We start from the raw sequence: 21,283 nt of genomic DNA, 5'->3' as shown, positions 1-21,283 counted from the left end.
CACTACGCTCCCTCTCCGGTCGGTGTCGCCACCGCGGCGCGGCCTTCAGCGATGCCCTGGCGCAGGGCGAGCAGCAGGTCGGCACTGGCCCAGCCGGTGGCGCCGAGTTCACGGGCCGCAGTCAGCGCACCGCCGATGTCGAGATCGAGACCGGCCATGCTGGCGGTGATGCAGGCGGTGCCGGACGACCAGCAGGCAGCCCCCTCGACGCTGGTGGGGGCGTGTTGGGCGTAGGGGCAGGCCAGGCCGCAATCGCGATCGAGGGCGGCGCAGCCGCGGCAGTATTCGGGTCCGCGGCCGAAGTGCCAGGCGGCGCGAGCCCTCAGCCGTTTCCCTCGGCGGTCACCGCGGCGACCGGGCGCGTGGCCTGGTCCCAGAAGGCGGCGGCGATGTCGTCGAGATCCATCAGGCGCTCAACGGCCTCGCCCGACAGCGCGAGTGGGTCGCCGGCGGCATCGCCGATGCCATCCCACGCCGTCACCGCGTGCCGGGCGAGCGCCTTGACCAGAAAGGCGAAGGCGAGGCCGCGGGCGATGTCGGGATCGAGAGCCGCGTCAGCGGCGCGCACGGCACCGAGACGACGCGACGCGGCAGCCTGCGCAGCCGCCATCAGCGCCGTGGTGACGGGCTGGATCTCCACGCGCACGCCGCGCGGCAGGTCGAGCCAGTACGGCTCGACCGGGAGGTCGAGGGTGAGCATGAGCTTCTCCGTTGTCGGGATTGTGGGGTGTGGGTGTCAGCAGTTGGCGATCAAAGCCGCGACCAACGCCCGTATCGTGATGTGGCTCCAACGGCGTGAGTGACACGCGGGGACGGCAAGCGTCGCGAGCCAGAGAGCAGGAAATGCGCCCAGCACGGATGCTCGAGGCCTCAGATGAAAGGCATCAGGATGTGGGCCGCGCTGCGCGCCTGAACTGTCGCAGCCAAGCGCTCGATGTCAGTGTTGCAGCATGATGGATATGCTGTTTGCCGTTGCCCTCGTCGTTGTCGCCACCCTCTATTCTGCTGTCGGGCAAGCGGGCGGCACGGGTTACGTAGCGCTGATGGGCTTGGCGGGCTTCGATTCAGACGTCGTCAAGCCGACGGCGCTTGCCCTGAATGTGCTGGTGTCCGGCATTGGTTGCATTCGGTTTTATCGCGCCGGTCTCATCACTTGGCGAACCAGCTATCCGTTCGCCATTCTCGGCCTGCCCTTCTCGCTATTGGGAGGCGCGCTTCATCTTCCACCGGCTGCTTACCAACCGGTCGTCGGCGCTCTGCTGCTGGTTGCCGGAATGCAAATGCTGCGCTCCGCGAAGATGACCACGAATCTCGACCGCGTTGCGCCCGACGTTCCACCCTTTCTGGCGTCGCTTTTCGTCGGGGGGATCATCGGGCTCGTCTCCGGTGTTACCGGCGTCGGCGGTGGCATCTTCCTTGCGCCGCTTGTGCTGTCACTCGGTTGGGCGACGACGAGACAGACAGCCGCCATCTCCGTCGTGTTCAACCTGCTGAATTCGACGTCTGCCCTTGTTGGGGCATGGGCAACCCTGCCGCTACTACCTCCGCAGTTGCCCATCTGGCTGATCTGCGTGGGATTCGGGGGGCTTCTTGGCTCATGGCTGGGCGCGCGGCACCTCAACCCGCCCACCTTGCGGCTGGTATTGGCTGCCCTGCTGCTTACGGCTGCCGCCCGAATGATTGCCGCTTCTCTCTAGGTAGGTTCACGCAAGTCAGCGGGGAGCGATGACATGCGGATCACGCATACTCCGTCCCCGCCTGCTGGTTCTTCAGCACTGCGGTCATCATCCGCGTCGCCGTGGCGTTGAAGGCCGCACGGAACTCGAAGCTGGCCTCGACGCCAGCGGGCCCCTCGATCGGGGTCTTGGCGAGCGCCAGGTAGACCTCGTGCAGCGTGAAAGTGAGGCTGCGGTTCGCGTCGATGGTGAACGCGAAGGCGAACTCCGCCGCGGTGCCGTTCTGCGCCTGCGTCAGCAGCATGGTGTCGGCGAAGCGTGCGGTGATCTGGCCGGTCGCGCGCGCGATGCCGGGATCCGCGCCCTCGATCTTGCGATCGGCACGGATGGTACGCACCGCCTCGACGCTGTTCGAGTAGGCGAGCCGCGCGCCGGTGACCTGCGCCAGCGCGGAGCCAGCGCGGGTGATCGAGCCCTGCGCCTTGTTGAACGCGGTGTAGGCAGCGGTGGTGGGCGTGCCGCCTGAGGACGAACCCGAGCGCGTCGAGCCCTGCGCGATGAGCTTGATCGTGGCCGTCGCCGGTCCGGTCGGGCTGAAGTCGATCTCCAACGCGTCCGCGCGCACGCCGGCGCAGACGTCGTAGCTCGGCACGTCGGGATAGCCGATCTCGATCGCCTGCGAGGGCAGTGTCGCTGCGCCGGAGCTGAAGGTGTGCGTGAAGTTCGGATTGGTGCCGGTGGTGGTCGGCGCGCCGAGCAGCAGCCGCAGCCAGTGGCCGATGTTGATCAGGTCCACCGGCACCACGACGTCGCCCTCGACAGTGACAGTGTCAAAGAACGGCGCGGCGGGATCGCGATTGCCGCCGAGGCCGATGACGTCGGCGTCCAGCAGCGGCTGCTCGGCGCCGAGGTTGCAGGAGAGGAAGGGCACGCGCCGCCAGTTGCCGCCCGGCGCGGTGCCGTAGGTCACCTCGGGGATCATGAGCAGGCGCGAGTTCGCGCCGATGGCACGGGGCATCGGAAGCTCCTGTCAGGCCAGCGGCGAGCCGGCGACGGTGAAGAACAGCGTGACGGGGGCCGAGGCGGCGCGGGCTGCGGCGGCGCCCTCAGCCTCCGCGTCGTCGAAGGAGGGCGCACCGGGCTGCGCCCACTCGACCGCGCCGCCGAGGGTGCGGTCGCCGGCGACCGCGGACGCAATGTCGACCAGCAGCGCGTCGAGCAGCGCGCCGGTGGCCGTGACGACCTCGACTTCCGCCCTGTGCTCGACCGCCCAGGCAAGCGGCGAGAGGATCGCGGTCTCCTCCACCGTCTCGCCGTCGCGGACCACGACCAGCCCGCCGGCGGGCAGGCGCTGCGGGACGGTCTCGTTGCGGAGGACCTTCGGGGCGGGGTTCCGCGCGGCCAGGGCGGCGCCCAGGCGGGTGTACAGGGCGGCCAGGGCTGTCTCGCGGACACTCACCCGGACCTCCCCGCTTCGGCTTCCCAGGCCGCCACGAAGCGCCGCGGCAGGCGCCGCAGAGCGCGGAGCGACGCCCCGCGCACGTCGAGGCGCTTGGCGAGCTTCACCTGCGGCAGCAGCAGGAACATCGGCACCATTCCCTGTTCGAGGAGGCCGCGGGCCCAGGTCTCGCGACCCTTGCGGTTGGCGGTGCCGACCTCGGCCACGCCGCCGGCGATCAGGCGGGTGCGGCGGCGCCGGCCGGTCTGCGTCCCCTGGCGCAGCGGCAGGCACCAGACGAAGCCTCGCCCCGAGCGGAAGGGCCGCAGGAAGCCCTGACCGGAGGCGACCATCTGCGCCGGCGTGACGCGCAGCCCCTTGTCGCCGCGGCCGCGCCAGCCGCGGGCGGCGTTGAAGCCGGTGGCGATGGCGAGGAAGCGCCCGCCGCCCTTCGGCCGGATCAGCGCGCCGCGCTCGAAGGCGTCGATCACCAGCGGGGTCTTGCTCCAGACGAGGCCGGCGGCGCGCATCGATACGCCGGTGCGCGGAAAGACCTGCGAGCGCCAGGCATTGGCGATGCCGCGCGCCTTGCCGCCGAGCGAGCCGGTGACCTGGCCGCGGAGCTCAGTCTTCAGCGCATCCGTCTCGGCGCGGACAGCGCGCGAGGCGGCGCGCTCACCGGCGCGAACCTCCTCGGCCAGGGCCTTCCGGAGGTCGCCGACGATGGCGGAAAGGCGCACCGCCTACCGCCGGCAGAGCACGCGCCAGGCGACGCCGGCGGCATCCCGTTCGGCGCTGTCCACCGTCAGCAGGTCCGCGCCGATGGTGAAGGTGTCGCCCGTCTCGATCGCTGGCAGCAGGGCGATGGTGACCGTCAGCACGTCGGTCGCGCGCAGCAGCAGCGTGTCGAGGGCGTCCACCACGCGATCGGGGCTGGAGCGCAGGATGCGGAGGGACACGGGCGCGCCGGTGCCGGCGGCACGGTAGGTCGCCTCGACGCCGAGGTTCGGATCAGCCGCGAGCACCGCCAGCGCATCGTCGAACACGCCCATGACGGGTCAGCCGAGCCCGAGCCAGGAGGCGAGCTTCGCGCCGACCGCGGCGCCGACGATGCCGCCGGCTGCGGCCGCACCCGTGGCCGGGATTGCAGGCGATGCGCCCGGCAGGCCGGCGGCCGACAGCGACAGCCGCGCCGTGAGTCCGGCCATCGCCTTGACCAGCTCGGTCACGGTGCGGGTGAGCTCGCGCATGTCCTTGTCGCCCTCGGCGAGGCGCCGCTCGATCTCGGTGAGGCGGGTGACGATCGTGCCGAGTTCCCGATCGTGGTCCGTCATCGGGTGACCTCCCGCTGCCGCTGCAGCCGCCCGTGGATGGTCCAGGCCGCGACGCCGATCACCGCGGCGGCGACGCCCCAGGGGCCGAGCGCCCGCAGCACCGCCGCGAGGCCTTCTGCATGCGGCGCCAGCGTGGTGACGGCATCAACCACCGCCGCGGCCGTGACGCCGGCGACAACCGAGCCCGCGGCCGCGCGCACGGTGCCGCTGTGGGCCAGGCCGGGCTGCACCAGGCCGGCCATGCGCAGGCCCTCCGCGACCGTCTCCGGCGCGTAGGGCATGCCGCCGAGTTCATGGCGGATGATTGCCTCGACGAGGCCGCGCATGGTCGCCGCGTCGTGCAAGTCGATCGGGTCGTCGAGGGCAACGCCGAGCCGCGCGGCGACCGCCGCCTGGTAGGCGTGGGTGTCGTTCTCGCTGCTTGGCGCCCAGCGCGCGACGATGCCGCGGACCGTGCGCAGGCCGTGCCGGTCCTGGTAGCTCTGCAGGAGCAGGGCGAGGGCGCGGATGCCGTGCTGGTGTGAGCGGAACCGACAGAACCGCCCGTCCGAGGGCGGCGTCTCGAGGCCGAGCCACTTGTTCGTGGCGACGTGCTCGATGTTGCCGGGGTTGCGGTTGCGGTAGCCCCGGCTGGCCTTCGGATCCATGGTCACGCCCCGCTTGCCGGCACGCGCGCCAGCATGACGCGCACGGTCGCATCGGCCGCGAGGGCGGCGACGGTGACGATGCCGACCTGGAAGTTGCCCGTCGCGGTGGTGGTGAGGCGGCGGTTCGTGTTGTCCCAGAAGACGCGCGTGCCGGCGGCCATGGCCTGGGTCGGGTCCTTGGTGAGCTCGAACTCGCCGCGGGTCTCGCACTCGACGGTGGCGTTCTGCGCGGCGTCGGCCGCGGCCACGCCGAAGAAGGCGCCGACCAGCATGCCCTGGCCGGAGAGGATCCCGCCGGCATAGGGCACCACCATCGGGATGGAGCGCGCGTCGGGACGGATGCAGTTGCGCATGGGAGGGTCTCCTGAAAGCGCGCAGGGCGCCGACCGACTCTCCGGGACCCCATCGCAGCCTGCTGCGATGGGAACCCGTCCGGCGGCGCCCTGGCGCGATGCGGATGGGAGGGAGGGAAGCGGCGGGATCAGGTGCCCGGGTTGAACCAGGCGCCGCGCCAGTCGATGGCGCCGACGCCGAAGTCGAAGATCACGCTGACCTCGACGCCATCGGCGCCCTGCACCGGGCCGGTCGTGACCTGCGGCCCCTCGGCACCATTGAGGTAGCCGTAGACATAGACCGGCGCGGCGACCGGGTCGGAGAACAGGTACCAGCGGTTCGCCTGGATCAGCGGCTCGATCACCGGCTGCACGAAGCCGGCAAAGACGTTCGCCTTGCCGATCTCGTTCGCCTGCACCACCACCGTCGCCTGGCGCGCGGCGAGTTCGAGGTTTGGCCCCACCAGCAGCCGCATGGTCTGGCCCATCGAGATGGGCAGCCCGTCCAGCGTACGCTGCTTCATGATGGCGGTGCGGCCGGCACCAATGGTCGAGGTGTCGAGCACCGTGCCGGTGCTGGCCTTGTTGGCGCGCGCCGCACCGGTGGCGAATACGGGCGCGCTGCCGGTGGTCAGCGTCGGACCGTCACCATTGGCGCTGTTGAGCAGGTTGTAGGCGGTGGCGTTCTCGAACTCGGCGACGCGCCGGCCAATCGCCGCGGCGAAGTCGGTGAAGGCACCCAGATCGTCGTTCACCAGCATCGGTCGCGTGACGCGGATACGCCGCGCGAAGGTCTGCAGGAGCACGATCTCCTGGCTCTCGGACATGGTGCCGACCTGGATCTCGCCGCTCTCCGCGAGCGGCAGCAGGGTCGGGAAGTCGCCGATGCGCAGGTGCCGGTGCGGCTTGAAGTCGCGGAAGTCGCGGCGGAGGAAGATCTGGCGGTAGGTCGGCTGCGCCGGCTGGTAGGCGGCGAGCAGCATCTTGTTGGCAGCGGCAGCCAGCAGCAGCGGAAAGTCGGAGCTGGTGTGGAAGGCGCGCTCGGCGAGGAGCGTGGGATTGCGGGGCACGCTCCGCGCGCCGCGGGCGCGCAGCAGTTCGCCGATCATGTCGGAGGGGCGCCAGCCCATGAACTCGGCATGGCGGCCCGAACCCTGCGGCTGGTAGCCGGGCATGGCACGGGCGGCGAGCGCTTCGGCCATGGCGTCGAGGATCTGCGCCGGGTCGTCGTGGCCGGGGCCGGTCTCGGGGCGGGCCGGGAGCGTCGGGCGGCTCGTCTGCGTCTGGGTGAAGGCGTCCCACAGGCGGCCTCGCAGCACCTCGGGGCTGACACGCTCGCGGATGGCGGCCTGGCGCAGCGCGTCGATGGTGTCCGCGGCGAGCAGGCCGCGGGCAGCGGCGAGGACCGGCTCGTAGCTGGCAATGCGCTCGGCGGCGGCGCGCTCGGCCTCGGCCCGGACGGCCTCGAGGTCGATCGCCGGCACGGCCGGTGCGGGCGCGGCGCGGGTCGGCTCGGGCGGCGTGGTCGGCGCGGGGCTGGTGGTCACGGTGGTCTCCTGAGGAGTGGCGGACGGCGACGCGGCAGGCGGCGCCGACGGGGCAGCAGCCGGCTCGGCCGGCGTCGTCTCGGGCATGGGTGGGTCCTCGTCAGGCAGGGCGGGTTCGATCGCGACGGCGGGCGCGCCCTGCGGCGCCTCGCCACGCACACTGGCGTCCCGGTCCACCGGAACGGGCACGACAGAGATCTCGAAGGGCTCCCAATCCACCGCGCGGTGGACGGTCTCGCCGGTCGCGGTGTCCGGCCGCGGCTCGTAGCGGTGCACGCGGTAGCCGACGCTCACCGCCCGCAGCGTGCCATCGGCGATGCGCTGCCAGACCGGCTCCACATCGGCGGCGGTGCTGAATTGCAGCGTGGCATAGCCGCGCCCGCGCTCGAGGCGGGCGGCCACGACGCGGCCGAGCACGTCGCGGGCGTCGCCGCGCCGATGCGTATTCAGCACCGGTGCGCGCCCCGAGCGCAGCGCGTCCATGCGCACCGCATTCGGCGACATCTCCAGCTCCTCGGTGATCAGGCCGAGGGCCGGGACGAAGTTCCGCGCGCGAGCACCGGTGCTCCACACGACCTCGACGGTGCGCGCGGCACGATCGACGGTGGCAGGCGCTGTGATGGCACGCTGCGCCACGAGCGGAACGTCCGCCGCGGTTGGCGCAGTAGCAGGCTCCGGCGTGGCATCGCTGCCGCCCAGCCCATTGGTCTCGGTCATGTGGATATCCCTGTGGAAAAGGCCGGGATGTTCTGTGGACTGCGGACGCTCAGCCAGGCTCCGCCTGGCTCCCGGCCGGCTGCCGCAGCGGAGCTGCCGCCCCTGTCGCCGCGATTTCCACCGCTGCCATCTGCGCAGCGTCCTGGGCGGCGCCGGACTTCGCGACACGGCGCGGATCGGTGTCGAGCGAGATGCCCGCCTCGTCGAGTAGCGCATTGGCCTCGCGGATCATCTCGACGGCCGCGCGGAAGTCGTAGCCAAAGGCACCGGCGGCCTCGGGCTGAGGCACGAAGCCGGCGCGAACCTGGGCAATGAGCGCCGTGGTGTCCTTCAGCGGGTCGATCATCTCGTGCGCTGGCGGGACGTGCGACACGCCGACCGGCATCTCCGCGCCCCACAGCCCGAGCAGCGCGCCCTGGGCGTGAAAGCGGTCCGCGATCGGGCGGACCAGCATCGGGATCAACATCCCGTACTGCACCTGCTCACAGAGCCGGCGGAACTCGATCTTGCCGGCGCGGAGCGAGGAGTAGTTCGCCTGCGTCAGGTCGCCCGAGACCTGGTCGTAGGTGAGGCCAGCGCCGACCGCGGCGGCCTCCAGCGCGCGGCGGGCGAAGGCGGCATGGCTCCCGCCGCCGGAGGGGTTCACCACCTCCACGGAGCCCATGCCGCGGCGATACAGGATCATCCCTGGCTCGAAGCTCTCGACCGTCCGACCCTGGGCGTCGCGGAGCAGGCCGGTCGCCGCACCGGTGAGCGCCTCATCGCCCTCCTCGGTGACCACCGCCGCGAGGCAGGCCTCGATCTTGGCCTTCATCAGGAGGGCGGCCTCGTAGTCGCCGAGGTCGCGCAGACGGAGCAGGACCGGAGCGAGCCATGACACGTCGCGCAACTGGCCGGGCCGGCGCTTGCGGTAGATGTGCAGGACCTCCGCCGCCGGGATGCGCTCGCTGCTCTGCCAGGTCACCCCCGGCAGGATCCAGGCGGCGCCGGGATGGACGCGATGCAGCCAATAGCCGATCGGCTCCCCGGCCTCGCCAAGCGCGATGCCCTGGATGGTCGGCGCGCCCTCGACCATGCCGTTCCGCGCCGTGTCGAGATGGTCGCTCTCCAGCACCTGCAGGCGCAGGCCGATCGGGTTCGCCTGCGAGGGAGCAGTCATCAGGAAGCGCACGAAGCACTCGCCGCTCTCGACCACAGCCCGCATCACCAGCGCCTGCAGGCCGTAGAGGTCGAGCCGTCCCTCGGCGTCGCAGGCGTTGCTCTCCGCCCAGCGCTGCCAGGCGCGGCCGTGCGCGTCGCCGGGCCAGCGGGTGGTGATGCCCGCGCCGACCGCATTGCCGGTCCAGAGATCAACGATGCGGCTGGCATAGGGATCGTTCCGCACGGCATCGCGGGCGCGGCGGGCGACCGTGGCCGCAGCCATGCCGACCTCGGCATTGGCGCTGCCGCCCGAGGGCGCCCAGGCGGAGGCGCGGTGGTCCTGCGCCGCGGCATAGCCGCGCAGCACCTGCCATGCATCGCGGAGGCGTCGGATCACCCGGTTCTCTCCCGCGAGAAGCTGGCGAGTGTCACGGAGGGACGGCGCGTTGCGCTCATCTCCGCACCGCGCAGCACGGCCAGCGCGCGGCCGAGCTCATCGAGGCTGCGATACTCCACCGTTCGCCCGTCGAAGCTCACGCGCGTCGTGCCGCCCGTGTAGGCGGCCGCCAGCGCCGCGGCGCGGCTCCCCTGCGGCTGCGCCAGCGCCCACGCGAGAACAGTCGGATCCATCACGCCGCCCTGAGCGTCGGCAGCGGCGTCGCCGCGTTGACGAGATAGGACAGCCCGGTGGGAGGGTTCGGCATAATCGGCACACCGGCCTGGTGCGTCAGCGCCGCGAAGAACCCGTTCTCGCTGCCGGTCGTGCCACCGCCGGCGCCGCCATCCGCCGCGGCCGAGCCGAGCAGCAGCGTGTTCCCGCCGCTGAATGCCTGCGTGCTGGTACCGCGTACCGAGGGAGCCCCGGAGAAGCACAGCAGCAGCCACCAGATGCCGGCCGAGATCCAGCGCGGCTGCGCGAAGGGGCAGAGTGCATTGCCAGTGGCGGCGGTGTCGGCGTCCACCACCGGCTCTTCGATCACCGCTCCCGGCCGGCCGGCACCATTGTCCGCCGCGAGCGCCATACGCAGGAGTCCGGCCGCGCCCGTCGTCACACTGACAGCCATGGCCGAGAACAGCCCGGGACGCGCCAGCACGTAGGGGACGCAGTACAGCCGGTTCGCCGTCATCGCGACCGCGCCGCCGACGGCGCGCGCATGCTGCGAGGCGTAGAAGCGCCCCGAGACGTGGGGCAGCATCGCCGGCGCCGGCGGCAGGTAGTGCTGGAACAGCGCGGTCATGCGAGGGGCCGGATGCCGAGGGTGAGAAGGCGCTCCGCCACCTGGTTCACCGGCGCAGCGGCGAGGCCGGAGCGCATCCGCAGCCAGCGCCAGCCGAGCAGAAGGGTGGGCGGCAGGGTGAGTGCCCGGCCGGCGGCGGCGGCCAGCACCACCTCATTGCCGAGATGGTCGTAGAGATCCGCCCAGGCTGCAGGCTCGCCCTCGTCGAGCGAGCCTTGCAGGGTGAGCGGGGCGTCGGTCCAGGCGGCGGGCAGCAGCAGCAGGCAGACGCCATAGCCGACGCTGGCGACAGGGCCGCTCAGTGCCTGGCCGGCGGCGATACTGGTGCGCACGGGCACGATCGCGGTCATCAGGGTCTCCAGGATCAGCGCAACCAGCCGCTGCGCGGCGCGAGCCAGCCGCGTGGGCGATGGGTGTCGGGTGCGGCCGGCGAAGGCGACGGGGGAGCGACATTCCCGCCCGTGGGAAGTTCGGCTGCCGGCAACGACAGCGCATCGGCCATGCGCGCCCAGCGCCCGTCGCCCCAGCCATCCATGCCAAGCGCCGCCGCGGCCGCGCGGGCATAGACCCGGCAGTCCAGCGCCTCGTTCCTCTCGCGGGTCTTCACCCACTCCAGCCGGCGGAAGCCGTTGCGGCCGGCGCGGGCGACCAGCTGCTCGGCGGTGAGCTGGCGGCAGAACTCCTCACCCGCCGCATGCACCGGCAGGTGCACATAGCCCGGAGGGAATGGATCCCCGCTCTCCTCCGTCGGCCGGTCGAGCTTCAGCCAGCCATAGGTCTCGGCCTTCAGGAAGGAGGATCCCACGGGCCAGACCTTCAGGCCGCCGAGCTTGCGGCCGTTCCGCCGCACCTCCGTCGCGGCGGGCTGGCCGATCGCGGCGCGCAGCCCGTCCTGGCCCTTCACCGCAATGGCGCGACCCGCGCCAGCGCGCCGCACGAAGGCGTACACCTCCGCGGTGGTCATGCCGTCGCCGCTGTCGATCGCCGCCATGGCGACCGGCAGGCGATGCCCGCTCGCGTGCCGCCAGGTCTCGCCCAGCAGCAGCCGCAGCTCTTCCCACACCGCTGCCTCGAACGGGTTCCCCGCCAGCACGCGGTGCTCCACCAGCCAGGACTGGCGGTCCTGGCCCCAGGCCCAGAGGCTCGCCTCGAGGCGGTCGCGCTGCACGTCCACGCCGGCTGTCAGCAGCAGCCCGCCCATCGGCACGTTGCCCGCGGGCCACGTCTCCCTGCGGTCGTAGAGCCGCTGCCAATCCGGCGCCTCGCCCGCCTCCTGCCAGGTCTCCCCGAGTACGGTGTTGCGAAAGGTCTTGATCGCGCGGTCGTCGCCCTGCGCGGCAAGCCAGAGCCGGGCGATCTCCGACCAGGGCATCCAGCCCGGCGGCGAGTAGAGCGCCGAGATGTGGAAGCCGACGGCGTGCGGGTCCGTGGCCGTGGCGGTTGCCCGCCATTCCCCCGCGGCCAGCATCGCCGCCTTGTGCTGCTCGCCGATCGGCGCGTCGCAGTCCTCGCAGAGGTAGCGCGCCGTCTCCGGGTGACCCTCCTCCCAGACCAGCCGCTCGAATCGGAGATGCTGGCCGTGGCCGCAATGCGGACAGGGCACGAAGTAGCGCCGTTGGTCTGTCGCCAGGTACTCACGCTCGATCCGCGACAGCCCGGCGATGGTCGGCGTGCTGACCAGCAGCATCTTGCGCCGCCAGCCGAAGGTCCGCGCGCGCGCCTCGGCCAGCGCGATCGGGTCGCCCTCGCCCTCGACGTCGCCGGGATAGGCGTCGATCTCGTCCAGAAACAGGAAGCGCGCCGACATCGACCGCAGGCCGACTGCGCTGTTGGCGCCGGTCATCACCAGTTGGCCGCCGGGGAACTCCTTCGAGAGCTGGCGATTGCCGCTGTCTCGCGAGCGGGCCGGCGCGACTCGCTCCCGGATCGCCGGTGTCTCCTCGACCAGCGGGTCGATGCGCTGGTCGGAGAAGCGCTTGGCGAGTTCCGTGGTCGGCTGCACCGCGAGCATCGGCCCCGGTGAGTGGTGGATGACGTAGCCGATCCAGTTGTTGCCGCACTCGGTGCCGCCGACCTGGGCGCCCTTCATGAAAACGACACGCCGAGCGGGATGCGCCGGCGACAGCGCGTCCATGATCTCGCGGAGGTAGGGCGTGCGCGCGGTGCGCCAGGGCCCCGGTTCGGCAGAGCCGCGGCTGCCGAGCAGGCGATGCCGGTCGGCCCATTCCGACACAAGCAGCGCCGGCTCCGGCGCCATGCCGTCACGCCACGCCTGCAGTATTTCGGCGTCGCCCTCGAAGCGGCCGAGTTCGTCCAGCAGATGCTCCCCGACCATCAGCCGACGCTCACCCGGACGTCGTGCCGCTCAGCGAGGTGCTGGCGCAGCCGCGTGTCCATCATGGTCTGCAGCCGGTGCGCATCGAGCCCGAGCTCGGCTGCCATCTCTGCGGCGACGCGGGCGGGCCAGGCGAGGATGGCGTCCCGCTCCTCCTTGGCGAGCCGGTGCACGAGCAGGAGCGCGCGGGCCTTGTCGACCAGCTTGCCCTTTCGTTCGTCGAGCCGCAGCCGACGCTCCTGCGCCTTCAGGACCTCGTTCGCCGTGCGCGCATCGTGGAAGGTGTTCTGGGCGGCGCGCGGCAGCGGATCGGCCGCAGGTGGCATCGCGGCGACAGGCGGCGGCGATGCGGGCCGGGGTGCTGCCACTGCTGGCTGCACCAGACTCGCGGTCTTCCGGACGGGATCGCTGCTGTCAGCGAGCCGCGCCCGGACCTTCTCCACGTCCCAGGCGCCATCCGCCTCCGGCGCGATGCGGCCTGCGCGCTGCGCCTTCTGCAGCGCCGTGTGGGAGATACCGAGGCGGCGCGCCACCTCGCGCTGCGAGGCCACGCGGCCAGGCTGCGCGGTGGCGATCATGATGTGATCGAGACCCCTCGAAGAAAGCAATCGCCGTCGTGCCGATGGCGCTTGGCTCAGCCCCCGCCGCAGCGCGAATGGTCTGTCACGCGCGGAGCACCGCGCGCCAGACGGAGACGAAGATGACCGACCGCGAAGCCCGCGCCGCCCGCAATCAGCAGAAGAGCCTCGAAGCCTTCCTGCAGCAGAAGGCCCGCTTCGACGCGATGGTCGCCGAGCTTCAGCAGATGAGCGCAGACCACTTCGGCGCGGACCCCGAGGACGTCCTCTGGGGCAAGGCCGCGACGCTCGAACACTGGAACAGCCGACTGGCGAGCGTGACCGATTGCTACTTCAAGCGCGGCGAATTCGCCGAGTAGTGCGCGGCACACCCCGCCGCGGCCCCGACCGGCGCGCGCCGGCGGGGCTCCGGGCAGTAGGGGCCGATGGTCGGCACCCGACACCGGAGACCACCACGATGACGAAGCTTTCCGACACCCAGCGCGTGATCCTCAGCGCCGCCGCGCAGCACGAGATGGGCCTCGCCCGCGCGCCGAAGACCCTGCCGGCCGCCGCCCGCAACGCGGTATTCCGCAGCCTGATCAAGAACAACCTGCTGACCGAGATCAACGCCCCGCGGGAGCATGTCGGGCTGGGCTGGCGGCAGGACGAGGACGGCACCTGGATCGTGGCGCGCATCACCGACGACGGGCTGCGGGCCATCGGCATCGACCCGAACACGGACGACGCGCGCGAGGAGGACGAGCAGAGCGCCGAGGCCATCGCGCGCCGCAACGCCGAGCGCCGCGCCGCCGCGGAGGCCGCTGCACCGGTGGCCGACACGGCGCCCACGGGCGGGGAGGACGCGACGGAGCGGGATGGCCCCGCGGAGGACGCCGAACCCGCCCAGGGCGCGACCACGCCCGCCCCGCGCGCAAGCCTGCGCTACGCCGCCGCGGCGGTCCTGGCCGCCTGGGACGCCAGCCCGGCGCAGGACGCGACCGACAACCCGATCAGCCGCGCCATCGAGACCCTCCGCGCCGCCCTGGCCGGCAAGCCGCCCCGCGCCGCGCGCGAGCCCGGCGCGCCGCGCAAGCCGCGCGAGGGGACGAAGCAGGAGACGGTCCTGGCGATGCTCCGCCGCGAGGAGGGCGCGACCATCGCGCACATCTGCGAGGCGACCGGCTGGCAGCAGCACACGGTTCGCGGGTTCTTCGCGGGCCTCAAGAAGCGCCAGGGGATCGAGGTGCAGGTGCTGGAGCGGGTGCGCCAGGTCGGCCCGAACAAGGAGGGCGCGAAGGGGTCCTACACGGTCTACCACCTGCCGGCCTGAGGCGCGCCGCACCGATCACGCCGCCGCCTGCATGCCGCGGGCGGCGGCGATGTCGTCGAAGACCCGCTCCTCCCCCGCCAGCACGGCCGCACGGCCCGTGAAGGCCTGCCACCGGCGCACCGCGACATCGACATAGCGGCGGTCGAGCTCCATCGCGTAGCAGATGCGACTAATGGTCTCCGCGGCGATGATGGTGCTGCCGCTGCCGCAGAACGGCTCGTAGACGACTTCGCCCGGAGCGCTGTTGTTCAGCATAGGCCGCCGCATGCACTCCACTGGCTTCTGTGTGCCGTGCACCGTCGCCGCGTCCTCGTCGCCTCCCGCGCTGATCGGCCAGAGCGTTGCCTGGTCGCGCGCGCCTTGCCAGTGGCCGGTCGCACCCTTGCGCACTGCATAGAGGCAGGGCTCGTGCTGCCAGTGGTAGTCGCCTCGCCCGAGCACGAAGCGCGACTTCGCCCAGACGATCTGGCTCCGCACCGCGAAGCCCGCCGCCTCGAGGCTCTCGATCACCGTGCGCGCGTGCACGCCCGCGTGCCAGACATAGGCGACGTCGCCTGGGAACAGCGCCCAGGCGTCGCGCCAGTCGGCGCGGTCGTCGTTCGCCACCTTGCCGGTGCGCATCGTGGCCGAGACGCCCGCCTCATTCCGCCACTCGGGATCGTAGTTCACACCGTAGGGCGGGTCCGTGATCATCAGGTGTGGCCGCGCGCCGTCGAGCAGCCGCGCGACGTCCGCAGCGGAGGTGGCGTCGCCACAGAGCAGCCGGTGCGGGCCGAGCAGCCACAGATCGCCAGGCTGCGTGATGGGAGCCTCGGGCGGCTCTGGCGCCGGAGCGTCGGGATCCCCGCCAGGTGCGGCCGGGGCGTCTGACGCCGCCTCGTCCAGCAGCCGGTCGAGCGTCGCCCCGTCGAAGCCGATCAGCCCGAGGTCGAACTCGTCGGTGCGCAGCGCGCGCAGCTCGGCGGCGAGCAGTCCCTCGTCCCAGGTGGAGTTGAGCGCCAGCTGGTTGTCCGCCAGCCGGAACGCCCGCGCCTGCGCCTCGGTCAGGTGCCCGAGCCGGATCGCCGGCACCTCATCGAGGCCGAGCGCCTTGGCGGCGAGCACGCGGCCATGGCCGGCGATCAGCACGCCGGCGTCATCCACCAGCACCGGCACGTTGAAGCCGAACTCCCCGATCGAGGCGGCGAGCTGCGCCACCTGCTCGGTGGGATGGAGCCGGGCGTTCGCGGCGTAGGGCGCGAGCGCCGCCACAGGCATCATCTCGACGCGGAGATCAGGCAGCATCGGCCGGCGCCTTACCGCCCTGCTCGGGCGTTGCCTGAGGGCTCGTGCGCGCCGCGGCGACCGTGTCGTGGTCTCGTCCGTCCTCGGCCAGCGTCACCGGCAGGTCTGGGTGCAGCATCCGCCAGCGGGCGATCGCCAGGTCGACATAGGCCGGCGCGAGCTCAATGGCGCGGACGCGCCGACCCGTGCGCTGGCCGGCGAGGATGGTCGTGCCCGAGCCGCCGAAGGGCTCGAACACGACGTCGCCCTCGTCCGTGTAGGCGCGCATCAGGAACTCCGGAAGCGCGACGGGGAACACCGCCGGGTGCTCGGTCTCGATCCCCCGCGCCTTGTGTCGCGTGATGCGCAGCACGCTGTCCGGGATGCGCATCTCCTGCACCGGCAGGCCGATATGGGTGTAGGCCTTCACCTCGCCGTCAGCGGCGCGCAGCCCGCTGCCCTTGTTCGGCGTGCCGGCCCACTTGCACGGCACGATCTTGTTCGCCTGCCGCGCCTCGCGGTTGAAGTGGAAGACCAGCTCGAAGGCCGGCGCGAGCCGCCCGTTCCAGTCGCCGGGCAGGCCGGGGCCCTGGTCCCAGGCGTAGAGCCCGAAGCGCCGCCAGCCCTGGCCACGCATCCAGTCCAGCCAGCCCTGCCAATACGGCTGCCATTCACCCTCGCGATGGATCAGCCCAAGATTCACCAGCACCTGAGCGTCGCGCCGGAGCGCGCCTTCGAGATGCCCGAACACGCCCTGCATCAGCGCGTCCCAATCGAACACGCCGCCGGTCGTATAGTCCCGCTGGTTCCCATAGGGCGGGCTGGTGAACAGCAGCGCGGCGCGATCCGCAGCCATGACGCGCGCGACTGTGCTTCGATTGGTGCTGTCGCCGCAGGCAAGGCGGTGCTCGCCCAGCAGCCAGATGTCGCCGACGCGTGCGACGGCCTGGCGTGGCGGCTCCGGCTCCGCATCCGCGGGGTCCTCTGCCGTCTCGGCGCCATCCGCGGCCGGCTGGTTGCCAGGAGCCGGATCCGCGCTGCTGGCAACCGCCGGCGCTGGCAGGTTGCCAGGCTCGGTTTCCAGCCCTGCCAGCAGCCGCTCGATCTCGGCGCCGTCGAAGCCAGTCAGCGCCAGGTCGACGCCGCCCATCTCCTGCAGCTTCGCGACCTCGGCCGCGAGCAGTGCCTCGTCCCAGCCGGCGTTCAGCGCGATGCGGTTGTCGGCGAGGCGGTACGCCGCTTTCTGCGCCTCGGTCAGGCCGGCGCGGACGATGGTCGGCACGCTGCCGAGGCCGAGGGACTTCGCAGCCAGCAGGCGGCCGTGGCCGGCGATGATCTCGCCACGCTCGTCCACCAGCACCGGCGCGACGAAGCCGAACTCGAGGATGCTGGCCGCGATCTGCGCCACCTGCTCGGCGGAATGCGTGCGCGCGTTGCCGGCATAGGGCAGCAGGGAGGCGACCGCGCGCGCCTCGACGGCGCTCGCAGACCATGGGGCCTGGGGCATCTGCACCTGCGTGATCGTGGAATGGTGGCCGCGGCGGCTGGCAACCGCGCGACGCTGGCAACCTGGCAACCTGGAAAACTGGCCTGGCGCTAGGAACCTTGCGCGCTTCCGCCCCCCGCATACGCCGGGTCCAGGAAGGACCCTGCGGCTCGCGAGCCACTGTGGCTGGCACGCGACTGCGGCTCAGGAGCCGCGGCGCGGGCGCTACTTCGCAAGGTCCGAGGAGGATATGCCGAACGGACTCCACGCCGCCACGGGGCGAATTGTAACAGGAGATCTTGGTGCCTGTTCGCTCCCATTCGCGATCCCCTGGGCCACGATCCTAACCGGTCGCGTCCCTAACCCCAGAGGCGCACGGACCCTGCGTCGTAGAAGGTGACCGACAATGGGAAGCGGCCACCGCGCCTCTCGTTGCGGAGTTTTACCAGGGCGTTCGCGTTCGCAACCGCCTCCTGGTTGGCCCGAGATCTGGGATCACCGTAAAGGCCGACGAGGACGTGCTCCATGCCTCCGCTGGCAATGCAGCGGAGGACATGGTTGTCGTTCTCCGCGAGAGAATGCCCGAAGATCACCAACGCGTTGCCGGCCGGTTTGCAGCACGACTCGAAGCTGCGGAGCGCTTTGTGGAGGTAAGCGTTGTGCAGGATGCGGGCCCGCTTGCTGGCGCTGGTGCCCTCCGCAACAAAAAGCGGGTACCGGTCTTCGTCGAGAGCCTTCCGGATCTGATCGACGATTGGGATGTCCGTCTTCGACCACGTGTACTTGGTGATCTCGGTTCCCCTGTCGAACAGGTGCAGTGCGCCATGCAGATAGTGGACGGTTGGTGAGTTCGCTTGCTGCCACGAGACGTAGGGCTGGTCGGGGTCGTCTTCGGGGTGGCGGAAGCCGTCGTCCGGGCGCAGCTTGAGATCGTCGACCTTGTCCTGCATCAAGGTCCAGTACAGGAGCACGTCGTAGTTCAGCGTGAATATGTGCTCGAAGCGCGCCAGGAAGCTGCGGCACGCGGCATACTGCGCAGGCTTTATGTCGTAGGGACGGTCTGGATGGCGGCGGGCCACCGCGGCGACCAGCGCATCCTTGATGGCGGCTGCATCACGCCTCAGGCTCGCTGCCAGCTTGGTCAGCTTCGGTCGGTACACCTCTACGACGGTCGCAGCGTCCTGCAGGTGGCGGATAACAATCTCGAAGTCCTGAGTTCTCAGTGCTTCAAACAGAGCCGGCACATGAGGCGCGGCGCTGAAGTCGGCGTTCTCGTAGAGGGAGCCGTAGGAGAAGATGTCAGGTTTCAGTGCGATGCTGAAGCCATTGCCAAGCAGCAGATGGCGATGTTTGGCGCGATCGATCTTCCGGATTGCGGTCTCGAAGCTAGCTACTTCAACCTTGGCCAAGGCCATGTCCCCACGAATCGGTGTGGAGACGCATCATACGCCCAGTATCCGCAGCTATGGGAACATGGTGCCTTGGCCCGGCGGCTCCCTGTGCCTGCGCGCGCGATGCTCAGCCCGTGTCTTGGCGAAGCCCTCCGCAACCAGCTGTGCGTGCGCGTCAGCGAAAATTTGCAGCATCGCTTCTGCTTCCGCCTCGTCCGGAATGTTGAGATCGCCGATCTCATAGGCACGGACAATGCGGCGACCATCCGCCGTTTCCCTGAGGTCGAGGATGGTCAGCCCGACGTCTTCGTAGTCGCTGTCCTTGGCCTTCAGCAGGAAGAGGCGCTGCAGCATGCCAAGCTGCGCAGCGGAGGGAGCACCGCCGCGCCGCGTCTGGAGCCACACGAGGCTGGCGCGGCCGTTCTCCACCGCCAGGAGGTCGGCCGCGATCCTCACCGCAAAGCCGGCGAGAAAGTCGAAATGCCATGTGGGTGCGTCGTGGGTCGCGATCGAACGACCTTCGGCGAAGTGCCACAGGGCTTCGACGACCTCGGCGTTGGCGTCCCTGCCGAGCGGCCGACTGCCGGCCCGGCACTGCCGGACCAGCACGTCGAGTGGCATCTCGCGGCTGAGCGCGAACCGGGCGGCCGCCCTAGCCGGGTCGTTGGAGAACGCCGCGGGGCCGCCGAGGAGCCAACGGCGGTAGCCTCGAGCCATGTCCGCCGTCGAGGTGCGGGGGAGCCGGACCAAGTCGTGTGCTGGGGGGACGGGGAATCGCTGCATGCATCATGCCATAGCACAGAGCCGCCGCCGTCGCGCAAGTTCATCCCGAAACGCCAACGAGGCGGAACGGAGATGCACTTGACGTCCGATTCGGTTCAAGCCTTCTGGTGGGAGGCGGCCACCTTTTGGAAGTGTTTCCGGATTGCGTCGTGGGGGATCCGCATGCCGAGCGTGACCTTGCGATTCGGCGCGTTCCAAACAGCGTCCCATGGGCCACCGGGGGCGTGCGTCATCTCCGACAGTTCGAAGGCGTGTATGTGTCCATAGGCGGACAGGATGTCGCCGAGGAAGCGGTGGTCATTGGCGTCCAGATTGGGCTTGACGACCTCCCGAACCTGCCTGACCGGGTCGAATCGAGTCGCGCGCTCTGTCACTGGCTTGGACCCGGCCTCTCGCAGGGACTCCCATACGAGTCGGAGCACGGGTCCGTCCTTCCACGCCTCGAACTCCTGGCGCACCAGCGGCTTTCCGTGCCGAGCGGAGTACCAGCCGTGCGCATAGTAGATGATCTTGTGGACAGCCATGTGGGTAAGCGGGATGCCCCGCTCGCCCGCTAGGTCGAGAAGGGCATTCGCTACCGCGCGCGCGTCGTACGTCACGGATGCCTCCCTCTCTCGGTCCCAAGCTCGGCGCCGGGGCGGTTGGCCGGTCCCGGCCTCCCTTTGTCAAGCCCATAGTGCCACGCCAAGACGCCGAGCGTCGCCACAAGGATGCCCTGCGCCTGGGAGTGCCCGACCAGCTTTCCTCCCCAGCCCTGCCGCGCCGCCCACTCCCGGACCGACGCCTCGCAGCCCAGCACGTGCCAGGCGCAGGAGCCGGCGGCGCTGTCCTGGCTCCCTAGAGCGTCCAGTGCCGCAGCCACCTTCCGGCGGGCATCAACGTTTCGCTCCGTGAGGGGATCACCTGTCCCGCCAGGGATGCGGATCAGCGGTGATGCCCGCACTGTGTCCAGCGCCGCTGCCCGGAACTGTGCTCGGAAGACCGCGCCGGCGTCGTGCATGGCCTGGGTGATGGTGCCGTTCGCCAGCATGGCGCCCAACGTGTCCACCGCGCGCCGGTGCGCGACGGGTGTCCCCGTCTCCGGGTCGTCCATGCGGACTGGCCCCTCGAAGCTACCGTGCTGCAGCCGCCACTTAGAAGGCTTCGACAGGTCCTCGTGCTGCGCAGTGGCGCGCTTCGGCTTGCGCTTACCGGCCATGCTGGCCCCCTCCGTGACGGCGTCCCCAGCGCCGGCTGGCTTCGTTGATGACGGCCTGGCGGAGCCAGGGATCGACGATATCCGCCACGGCCAAGGCGGCGACGCCGTGCCGGTGCCAGGCGGCGGCGCGCATGGCATCGAGCTCCACCGCGGTGGTCGGGCTGCGTGCCAGGTCCAGACACGACCGGGGCGGCTGCGGGGCACCGGGCAGCCTCATGTCCGGCTTCCCTGGCCGTTCGTGGCCCAGAGCAGCAGGGCGATGGCGTCGGCCTCGTTATCGTCCGCCGGCGCGAAGCCGCGCGCCCGCACGGCCGCGATCATGGCCGCCTTGTCAGCGTTGCCGCGGCCGGTCGCAAAGCGCTTGATGGTGCCGACTGGCACGCCCTCGTAGGCCACGCCGCGTTCCTCGCACCAGGCGGAGAGGTGCGCGAGGAAGCCGCCGTAGAGGTGCGCGGCATCGGTGCCTGCGTGGGAGCGCACCTCCTCGAAGGCGATCCGCGCGAGGCCGCCGGTGAGCCCGGCTAGTTCGCCGAGCCAGCCGCGGAAGCGCAGGTATCGCATGCCGCCGCCCTCGAACCGGCTGGGCCGGAAGGTGACCGTGCCGGAGGTGATGCCGCCGTCCTGGCCGCGCAGCGCCCATCCAGTCGTGGTGCCGAGGTCAAGGGCGAGGACGGCGGCGCGTCCGATAGCGAGCGGGAGTGGCGCCGCGGGCGGGGCGCTTGCGCCGGCGGCGGGCATGGGGAGAGTCAGGGGAGCCATGGGGTCTCCGAGAGGGGATCGTCGTGGTGAGGGCGGTGACGGCGCGGTTCTTGGCGGAGCTCGCCGTCGCTACCCGGCTATGGGGTGCCGGCTGCTCTGACCGGCGGTC

The 21,283-nt window shown here is 71.2% G+C and carries 27 protein-coding genes; 3 read left to right on the top strand and 24 right to left on the bottom strand.

Going from position 1 to position 21,283, the window contains the following annotated elements:
• Positions 1–2: 2 nt before the first annotated feature.
• On the bottom strand, positions 3–158 hold the full coding sequence (locus NJ376_RS03220; RefSeq protein WP_252951788.1) for a hypothetical protein: 156 nt from the start codon (positions 156–158) through the stop codon (positions 3–5).
• 164 nt (positions 159–322) lie between these two features.
• Entirely contained in the window at positions 323–700 is a 378-nt protein-coding gene (locus NJ376_RS03215; protein WP_252951787.1) for a hypothetical protein, read from the bottom strand.
• A 250-nt stretch (positions 701–950) separates the two neighbouring features.
• Between NJ376_RS03215 and NJ376_RS03210 the strand changes: the two genes are divergently transcribed.
• Positions 951–1,697, top strand: a complete 747-nt coding sequence (locus NJ376_RS03210) for a sulfite exporter TauE/SafE family protein (RefSeq protein ID WP_252951786.1) — start codon at positions 951–953, stop codon at positions 1,695–1,697.
• A gap of 40 nt (positions 1,698–1,737) precedes the next feature.
• Here NJ376_RS03210 and NJ376_RS03205 read toward each other — a convergent pair whose 3' ends face one another.
• The 14 genes from NJ376_RS03205 to NJ376_RS03140 form a co-directional block, all read right to left on the bottom strand.
• Positions 1,738–2,694 carry a phage tail tube protein gene (locus NJ376_RS03205; protein ID WP_252951785.1) on the bottom strand — a complete coding sequence of 319 codons (957 nt, stop codon included), beginning with the start codon at positions 2,692–2,694 and terminating at the stop codon, positions 1,738–1,740.
• A gap of 12 nt (positions 2,695–2,706) precedes the next feature.
• Positions 2,707–3,135, bottom strand: coding sequence for a hypothetical protein (locus NJ376_RS03200; RefSeq protein WP_252951784.1), 429 nt, complete (start codon positions 3,133–3,135; stop codon positions 2,707–2,709).
• The gene (locus NJ376_RS29125) at positions 3,132–3,854 is read right to left on the bottom strand and encodes a DUF6441 family protein (RefSeq protein ID WP_252951783.1); all 723 of its coding nucleotides are present in this window, start codon (positions 3,852–3,854) and stop codon (positions 3,132–3,134) included. The genes NJ376_RS03200 and NJ376_RS29125 overlap by 4 nt, the downstream gene beginning before the upstream one ends.
• A 3-nt stretch (positions 3,855–3,857) precedes the next feature.
• The gene (locus NJ376_RS03190) at positions 3,858–4,166 is read right to left on the bottom strand and encodes a head-tail joining protein (protein WP_252951782.1); all 309 of its coding nucleotides are present in this window, start codon (positions 4,164–4,166) and stop codon (positions 3,858–3,860) included.
• 6 nt (positions 4,167–4,172) lie between these two features.
• The gene (locus NJ376_RS03185; protein WP_252951781.1) at positions 4,173–4,448 is read right to left on the bottom strand and encodes a hypothetical protein; all 276 of its coding nucleotides are present in this window, start codon (positions 4,446–4,448) and stop codon (positions 4,173–4,175) included.
• Positions 4,445–5,095: a structural protein gene (locus NJ376_RS03180; protein WP_252951831.1), complete on the bottom strand. Its 651-nt coding sequence runs from the start codon at positions 5,093–5,095 to the stop codon at positions 4,445–4,447. The genes NJ376_RS03185 and NJ376_RS03180 overlap by 4 nt, the downstream gene beginning before the upstream one ends.
• 2 nt (positions 5,096–5,097) lie before the next feature.
• Positions 5,098–5,448 carry a DUF2190 family protein gene (locus NJ376_RS03175; RefSeq protein WP_252951780.1) on the bottom strand — a complete coding sequence of 117 codons (351 nt, stop codon included), beginning with the start codon at positions 5,446–5,448 and terminating at the stop codon, positions 5,098–5,100.
• A gap of 128 nt (positions 5,449–5,576) precedes the next feature.
• Complete coding sequence (locus tag NJ376_RS03170) at positions 5,577–7,691, bottom strand: prohead protease/major capsid protein fusion protein (protein WP_252951779.1); 2,115 nt, start codon at positions 7,689–7,691, stop codon at positions 5,577–5,579.
• Between the two features lie 49 nt (positions 7,692–7,740).
• Positions 7,741–9,228, bottom strand: a complete 1,488-nt coding sequence (locus NJ376_RS03165) for a phage portal protein (protein WP_252951778.1) — start codon at positions 9,226–9,228, stop codon at positions 7,741–7,743.
• Complete coding sequence (locus tag NJ376_RS03160) at positions 9,225–9,461, bottom strand: phage head-tail joining protein (RefSeq protein ID WP_109873291.1); 237 nt, start codon at positions 9,459–9,461, stop codon at positions 9,225–9,227. Before NJ376_RS03160 ends, NJ376_RS03165 begins: the two co-directional genes overlap by 4 nt.
• Complete coding sequence (locus tag NJ376_RS03155) at positions 9,461–10,069, bottom strand: hypothetical protein (RefSeq protein ID WP_109873292.1); 609 nt, start codon at positions 10,067–10,069, stop codon at positions 9,461–9,463. The genes NJ376_RS03160 and NJ376_RS03155 overlap by 1 nt, the downstream gene beginning before the upstream one ends.
• The gene (locus tag NJ376_RS03150; RefSeq protein WP_252951777.1) at positions 10,066–10,419 is read right to left on the bottom strand and encodes a hypothetical protein; all 354 of its coding nucleotides are present in this window, start codon (positions 10,417–10,419) and stop codon (positions 10,066–10,068) included. Before NJ376_RS03150 ends, NJ376_RS03155 begins: the two co-directional genes overlap by 4 nt.
• Positions 10,420–10,433: 14 nt before the next feature.
• On the bottom strand, positions 10,434–12,404 hold the full coding sequence (locus tag NJ376_RS03145; RefSeq protein WP_252951776.1) for a phage terminase large subunit family protein: 1,971 nt from the start codon (positions 12,402–12,404) through the stop codon (positions 10,434–10,436).
• On the bottom strand, positions 12,404–12,982 hold the full coding sequence (locus tag NJ376_RS03140; RefSeq protein ID WP_252951775.1) for an elements of external origin: 579 nt from the start codon (positions 12,980–12,982) through the stop codon (positions 12,404–12,406). Before NJ376_RS03140 ends, NJ376_RS03145 begins: the two co-directional genes overlap by 1 nt.
• A gap of 122 nt (positions 12,983–13,104) precedes the next feature.
• Here NJ376_RS03140 and NJ376_RS03135 point away from each other — a divergent pair, with 122 nt between their 5' ends.
• Positions 13,105–13,341 carry a hypothetical protein gene (locus NJ376_RS03135; protein ID WP_019015876.1) on the top strand — a complete coding sequence of 79 codons (237 nt, stop codon included), beginning with the start codon at positions 13,105–13,107 and terminating at the stop codon, positions 13,339–13,341.
• Positions 13,342–13,439: 98 nt separating this feature from the next.
• Entirely contained in the window at positions 13,440–14,294 is an 855-nt protein-coding gene (locus NJ376_RS03130) for a DUF3489 domain-containing protein (protein ID WP_230450841.1), read from the top strand.
• Between the two features lie 15 nt (positions 14,295–14,309).
• On the opposite strand, the gene NJ376_RS03125 is transcribed toward NJ376_RS03130, so the two are convergent.
• The 8 genes from NJ376_RS03125 to NJ376_RS03090 form a co-directional block, all read right to left on the bottom strand.
• A complete protein-coding gene (locus NJ376_RS03125; RefSeq protein WP_230450840.1) occupies positions 14,310–15,578 on the bottom strand; it encodes a site-specific DNA-methyltransferase in 1,269 nt (422 codons plus the stop codon).
• Positions 15,568–17,064, bottom strand: a complete 1,497-nt coding sequence (locus NJ376_RS03120) for a site-specific DNA-methyltransferase (RefSeq protein WP_252951774.1) — start codon at positions 17,062–17,064, stop codon at positions 15,568–15,570. Before NJ376_RS03120 ends, NJ376_RS03125 begins: the two co-directional genes overlap by 11 nt.
• Before the next feature lie 338 nt (positions 17,065–17,402).
• Positions 17,403–18,452 carry a DUF4917 family protein gene (locus NJ376_RS03115; RefSeq protein WP_252951773.1) on the bottom strand — a complete coding sequence of 350 codons (1,050 nt, stop codon included), beginning with the start codon at positions 18,450–18,452 and terminating at the stop codon, positions 17,403–17,405.
• A 54-nt stretch (positions 18,453–18,506) separates the two neighbouring features.
• A complete protein-coding gene (locus NJ376_RS03110; RefSeq protein ID WP_252951772.1) occupies positions 18,507–19,055 on the bottom strand; it encodes a hypothetical protein in 549 nt (182 codons plus the stop codon).
• Positions 19,056–19,312: 257 nt separating this feature from the next.
• Positions 19,313–19,816, bottom strand: a complete 504-nt coding sequence (locus tag NJ376_RS03105) for a Panacea domain-containing protein (RefSeq protein ID WP_252951771.1) — start codon at positions 19,814–19,816, stop codon at positions 19,313–19,315.
• Positions 19,813–20,415: a hypothetical protein gene (locus NJ376_RS03100; protein WP_252951770.1), complete on the bottom strand. Its 603-nt coding sequence runs from the start codon at positions 20,413–20,415 to the stop codon at positions 19,813–19,815. The genes NJ376_RS03105 and NJ376_RS03100 overlap by 4 nt, the downstream gene beginning before the upstream one ends.
• Positions 20,405–20,632 carry a hypothetical protein gene (locus tag NJ376_RS03095; protein ID WP_252951769.1) on the bottom strand — a complete coding sequence of 76 codons (228 nt, stop codon included), beginning with the start codon at positions 20,630–20,632 and terminating at the stop codon, positions 20,405–20,407. Before NJ376_RS03095 ends, NJ376_RS03100 begins: the two co-directional genes overlap by 11 nt.
• On the bottom strand, positions 20,629–21,153 hold the full coding sequence (locus tag NJ376_RS03090) for a crossover junction endodeoxyribonuclease RuvC (protein ID WP_252951768.1): 525 nt from the start codon (positions 21,151–21,153) through the stop codon (positions 20,629–20,631). Before NJ376_RS03090 ends, NJ376_RS03095 begins: the two co-directional genes overlap by 4 nt.
• Positions 21,154–21,283: the final 130 nt, after the last annotated feature.

It is taken from the genome of Siccirubricoccus soli (genome assembly GCF_024178315.1).
Taxonomy (GTDB): domain Bacteria; phylum Pseudomonadota; class Alphaproteobacteria; order Acetobacterales; family Acetobacteraceae; genus Siccirubricoccus; species Siccirubricoccus soli.
Note: the sequence above shows the minus strand (reverse complement) of the source record. Positions and strands in the feature narration are given on the sequence as shown.

Bases quoted from the DNA above. Each gene is read 5' to 3' on its own strand.
- NJ376_RS03100 (WP_252951770.1), bottom strand. From the start codon at position 20,415: ATGGCCGGTAAGCGCAAGCCGAAGCGCGCCACTGCGCAGCACGAGGAC.
- NJ376_RS03135 (WP_019015876.1), top strand. From the start codon at position 13,105: ATGACCGACCGCGAAGCCCGCGCCGCCCGCAATCAGCAGAAGAGCCTC.
- NJ376_RS03210 (WP_252951786.1), top strand. From the start codon at position 951: ATGATGGATATGCTGTTTGCCGTTGCCCTCGTCGTTGTCGCCACCCTC.
- NJ376_RS03120 (WP_252951774.1), bottom strand. From the start codon at position 17,064: ATGCCCCAGGCCCCATGGTCTGCGAGCGCCGTCGAGGCGCGCGCGGTC.
- NJ376_RS03220 (WP_252951788.1), bottom strand. From the start codon at position 158: ATGGCCGGTCTCGATCTCGACATCGGCGGTGCGCTGACTGCGGCCCGT.
- NJ376_RS03205 (WP_252951785.1), bottom strand. From the start codon at position 2,694: ATGCCCCGTGCCATCGGCGCGAACTCGCGCCTGCTCATGATCCCCGAG.
- NJ376_RS03160 (WP_109873291.1), bottom strand. From the start codon at position 9,461: ATGGATCCGACTGTTCTCGCGTGGGCGCTGGCGCAGCCGCAGGGGAGC.
- NJ376_RS03095 (WP_252951769.1), bottom strand. From the start codon at position 20,632: ATGAGGCTGCCCGGTGCCCCGCAGCCGCCCCGGTCGTGTCTGGACCTG.
- NJ376_RS03185 (WP_252951781.1), bottom strand. From the start codon at position 4,448: ATGACGGACCACGATCGGGAACTCGGCACGATCGTCACCCGCCTCACC.
- NJ376_RS03145 (WP_252951776.1), bottom strand. From the start codon at position 12,404: ATGGTCGGGGAGCATCTGCTGGACGAACTCGGCCGCTTCGAGGGCGAC.
- NJ376_RS03180 (WP_252951831.1), bottom strand. From the start codon at position 5,095: ATGGATCCGAAGGCCAGCCGGGGCTACCGCAACCGCAACCCCGGCAAC.
- NJ376_RS03090 (WP_252951768.1), bottom strand. From the start codon at position 21,153: ATGCCCGCCGCCGGCGCAAGCGCCCCGCCCGCGGCGCCACTCCCGCTC.
- NJ376_RS03130 (WP_230450841.1), top strand. From the start codon at position 13,440: ATGACGAAGCTTTCCGACACCCAGCGCGTGATCCTCAGCGCCGCCGCG.
- NJ376_RS03170 (WP_252951779.1), bottom strand. From the start codon at position 7,691: ATGACCGAGACCAATGGGCTGGGCGGCAGCGATGCCACGCCGGAGCCT.
- NJ376_RS03140 (WP_252951775.1), bottom strand. From the start codon at position 12,982: ATGATCGCCACCGCGCAGCCTGGCCGCGTGGCCTCGCAGCGCGAGGTG.
- NJ376_RS03215 (WP_252951787.1), bottom strand. From the start codon at position 700: ATGCTCACCCTCGACCTCCCGGTCGAGCCGTACTGGCTCGACCTGCCG.
- NJ376_RS03125 (WP_230450840.1), bottom strand. From the start codon at position 15,578: ATGCTGCCTGATCTCCGCGTCGAGATGATGCCTGTGGCGGCGCTCGCG.
- NJ376_RS03110 (WP_252951772.1), bottom strand. From the start codon at position 19,055: ATGCCACTCGACGTGCTGGTCCGGCAGTGCCGGGCCGGCAGTCGGCCG.
- NJ376_RS03155 (WP_109873292.1), bottom strand. From the start codon at position 10,069: ATGACCGCGCTGTTCCAGCACTACCTGCCGCCGGCGCCGGCGATGCTG.
- NJ376_RS03190 (WP_252951782.1), bottom strand. From the start codon at position 4,166: ATGGGCGTGTTCGACGATGCGCTGGCGGTGCTCGCGGCTGATCCGAAC.
- NJ376_RS03175 (WP_252951780.1), bottom strand. From the start codon at position 5,448: ATGCGCAACTGCATCCGTCCCGACGCGCGCTCCATCCCGATGGTGGTG.
- NJ376_RS03150 (WP_252951777.1), bottom strand. From the start codon at position 10,419: ATGACCGCGATCGTGCCCGTGCGCACCAGTATCGCCGCCGGCCAGGCA.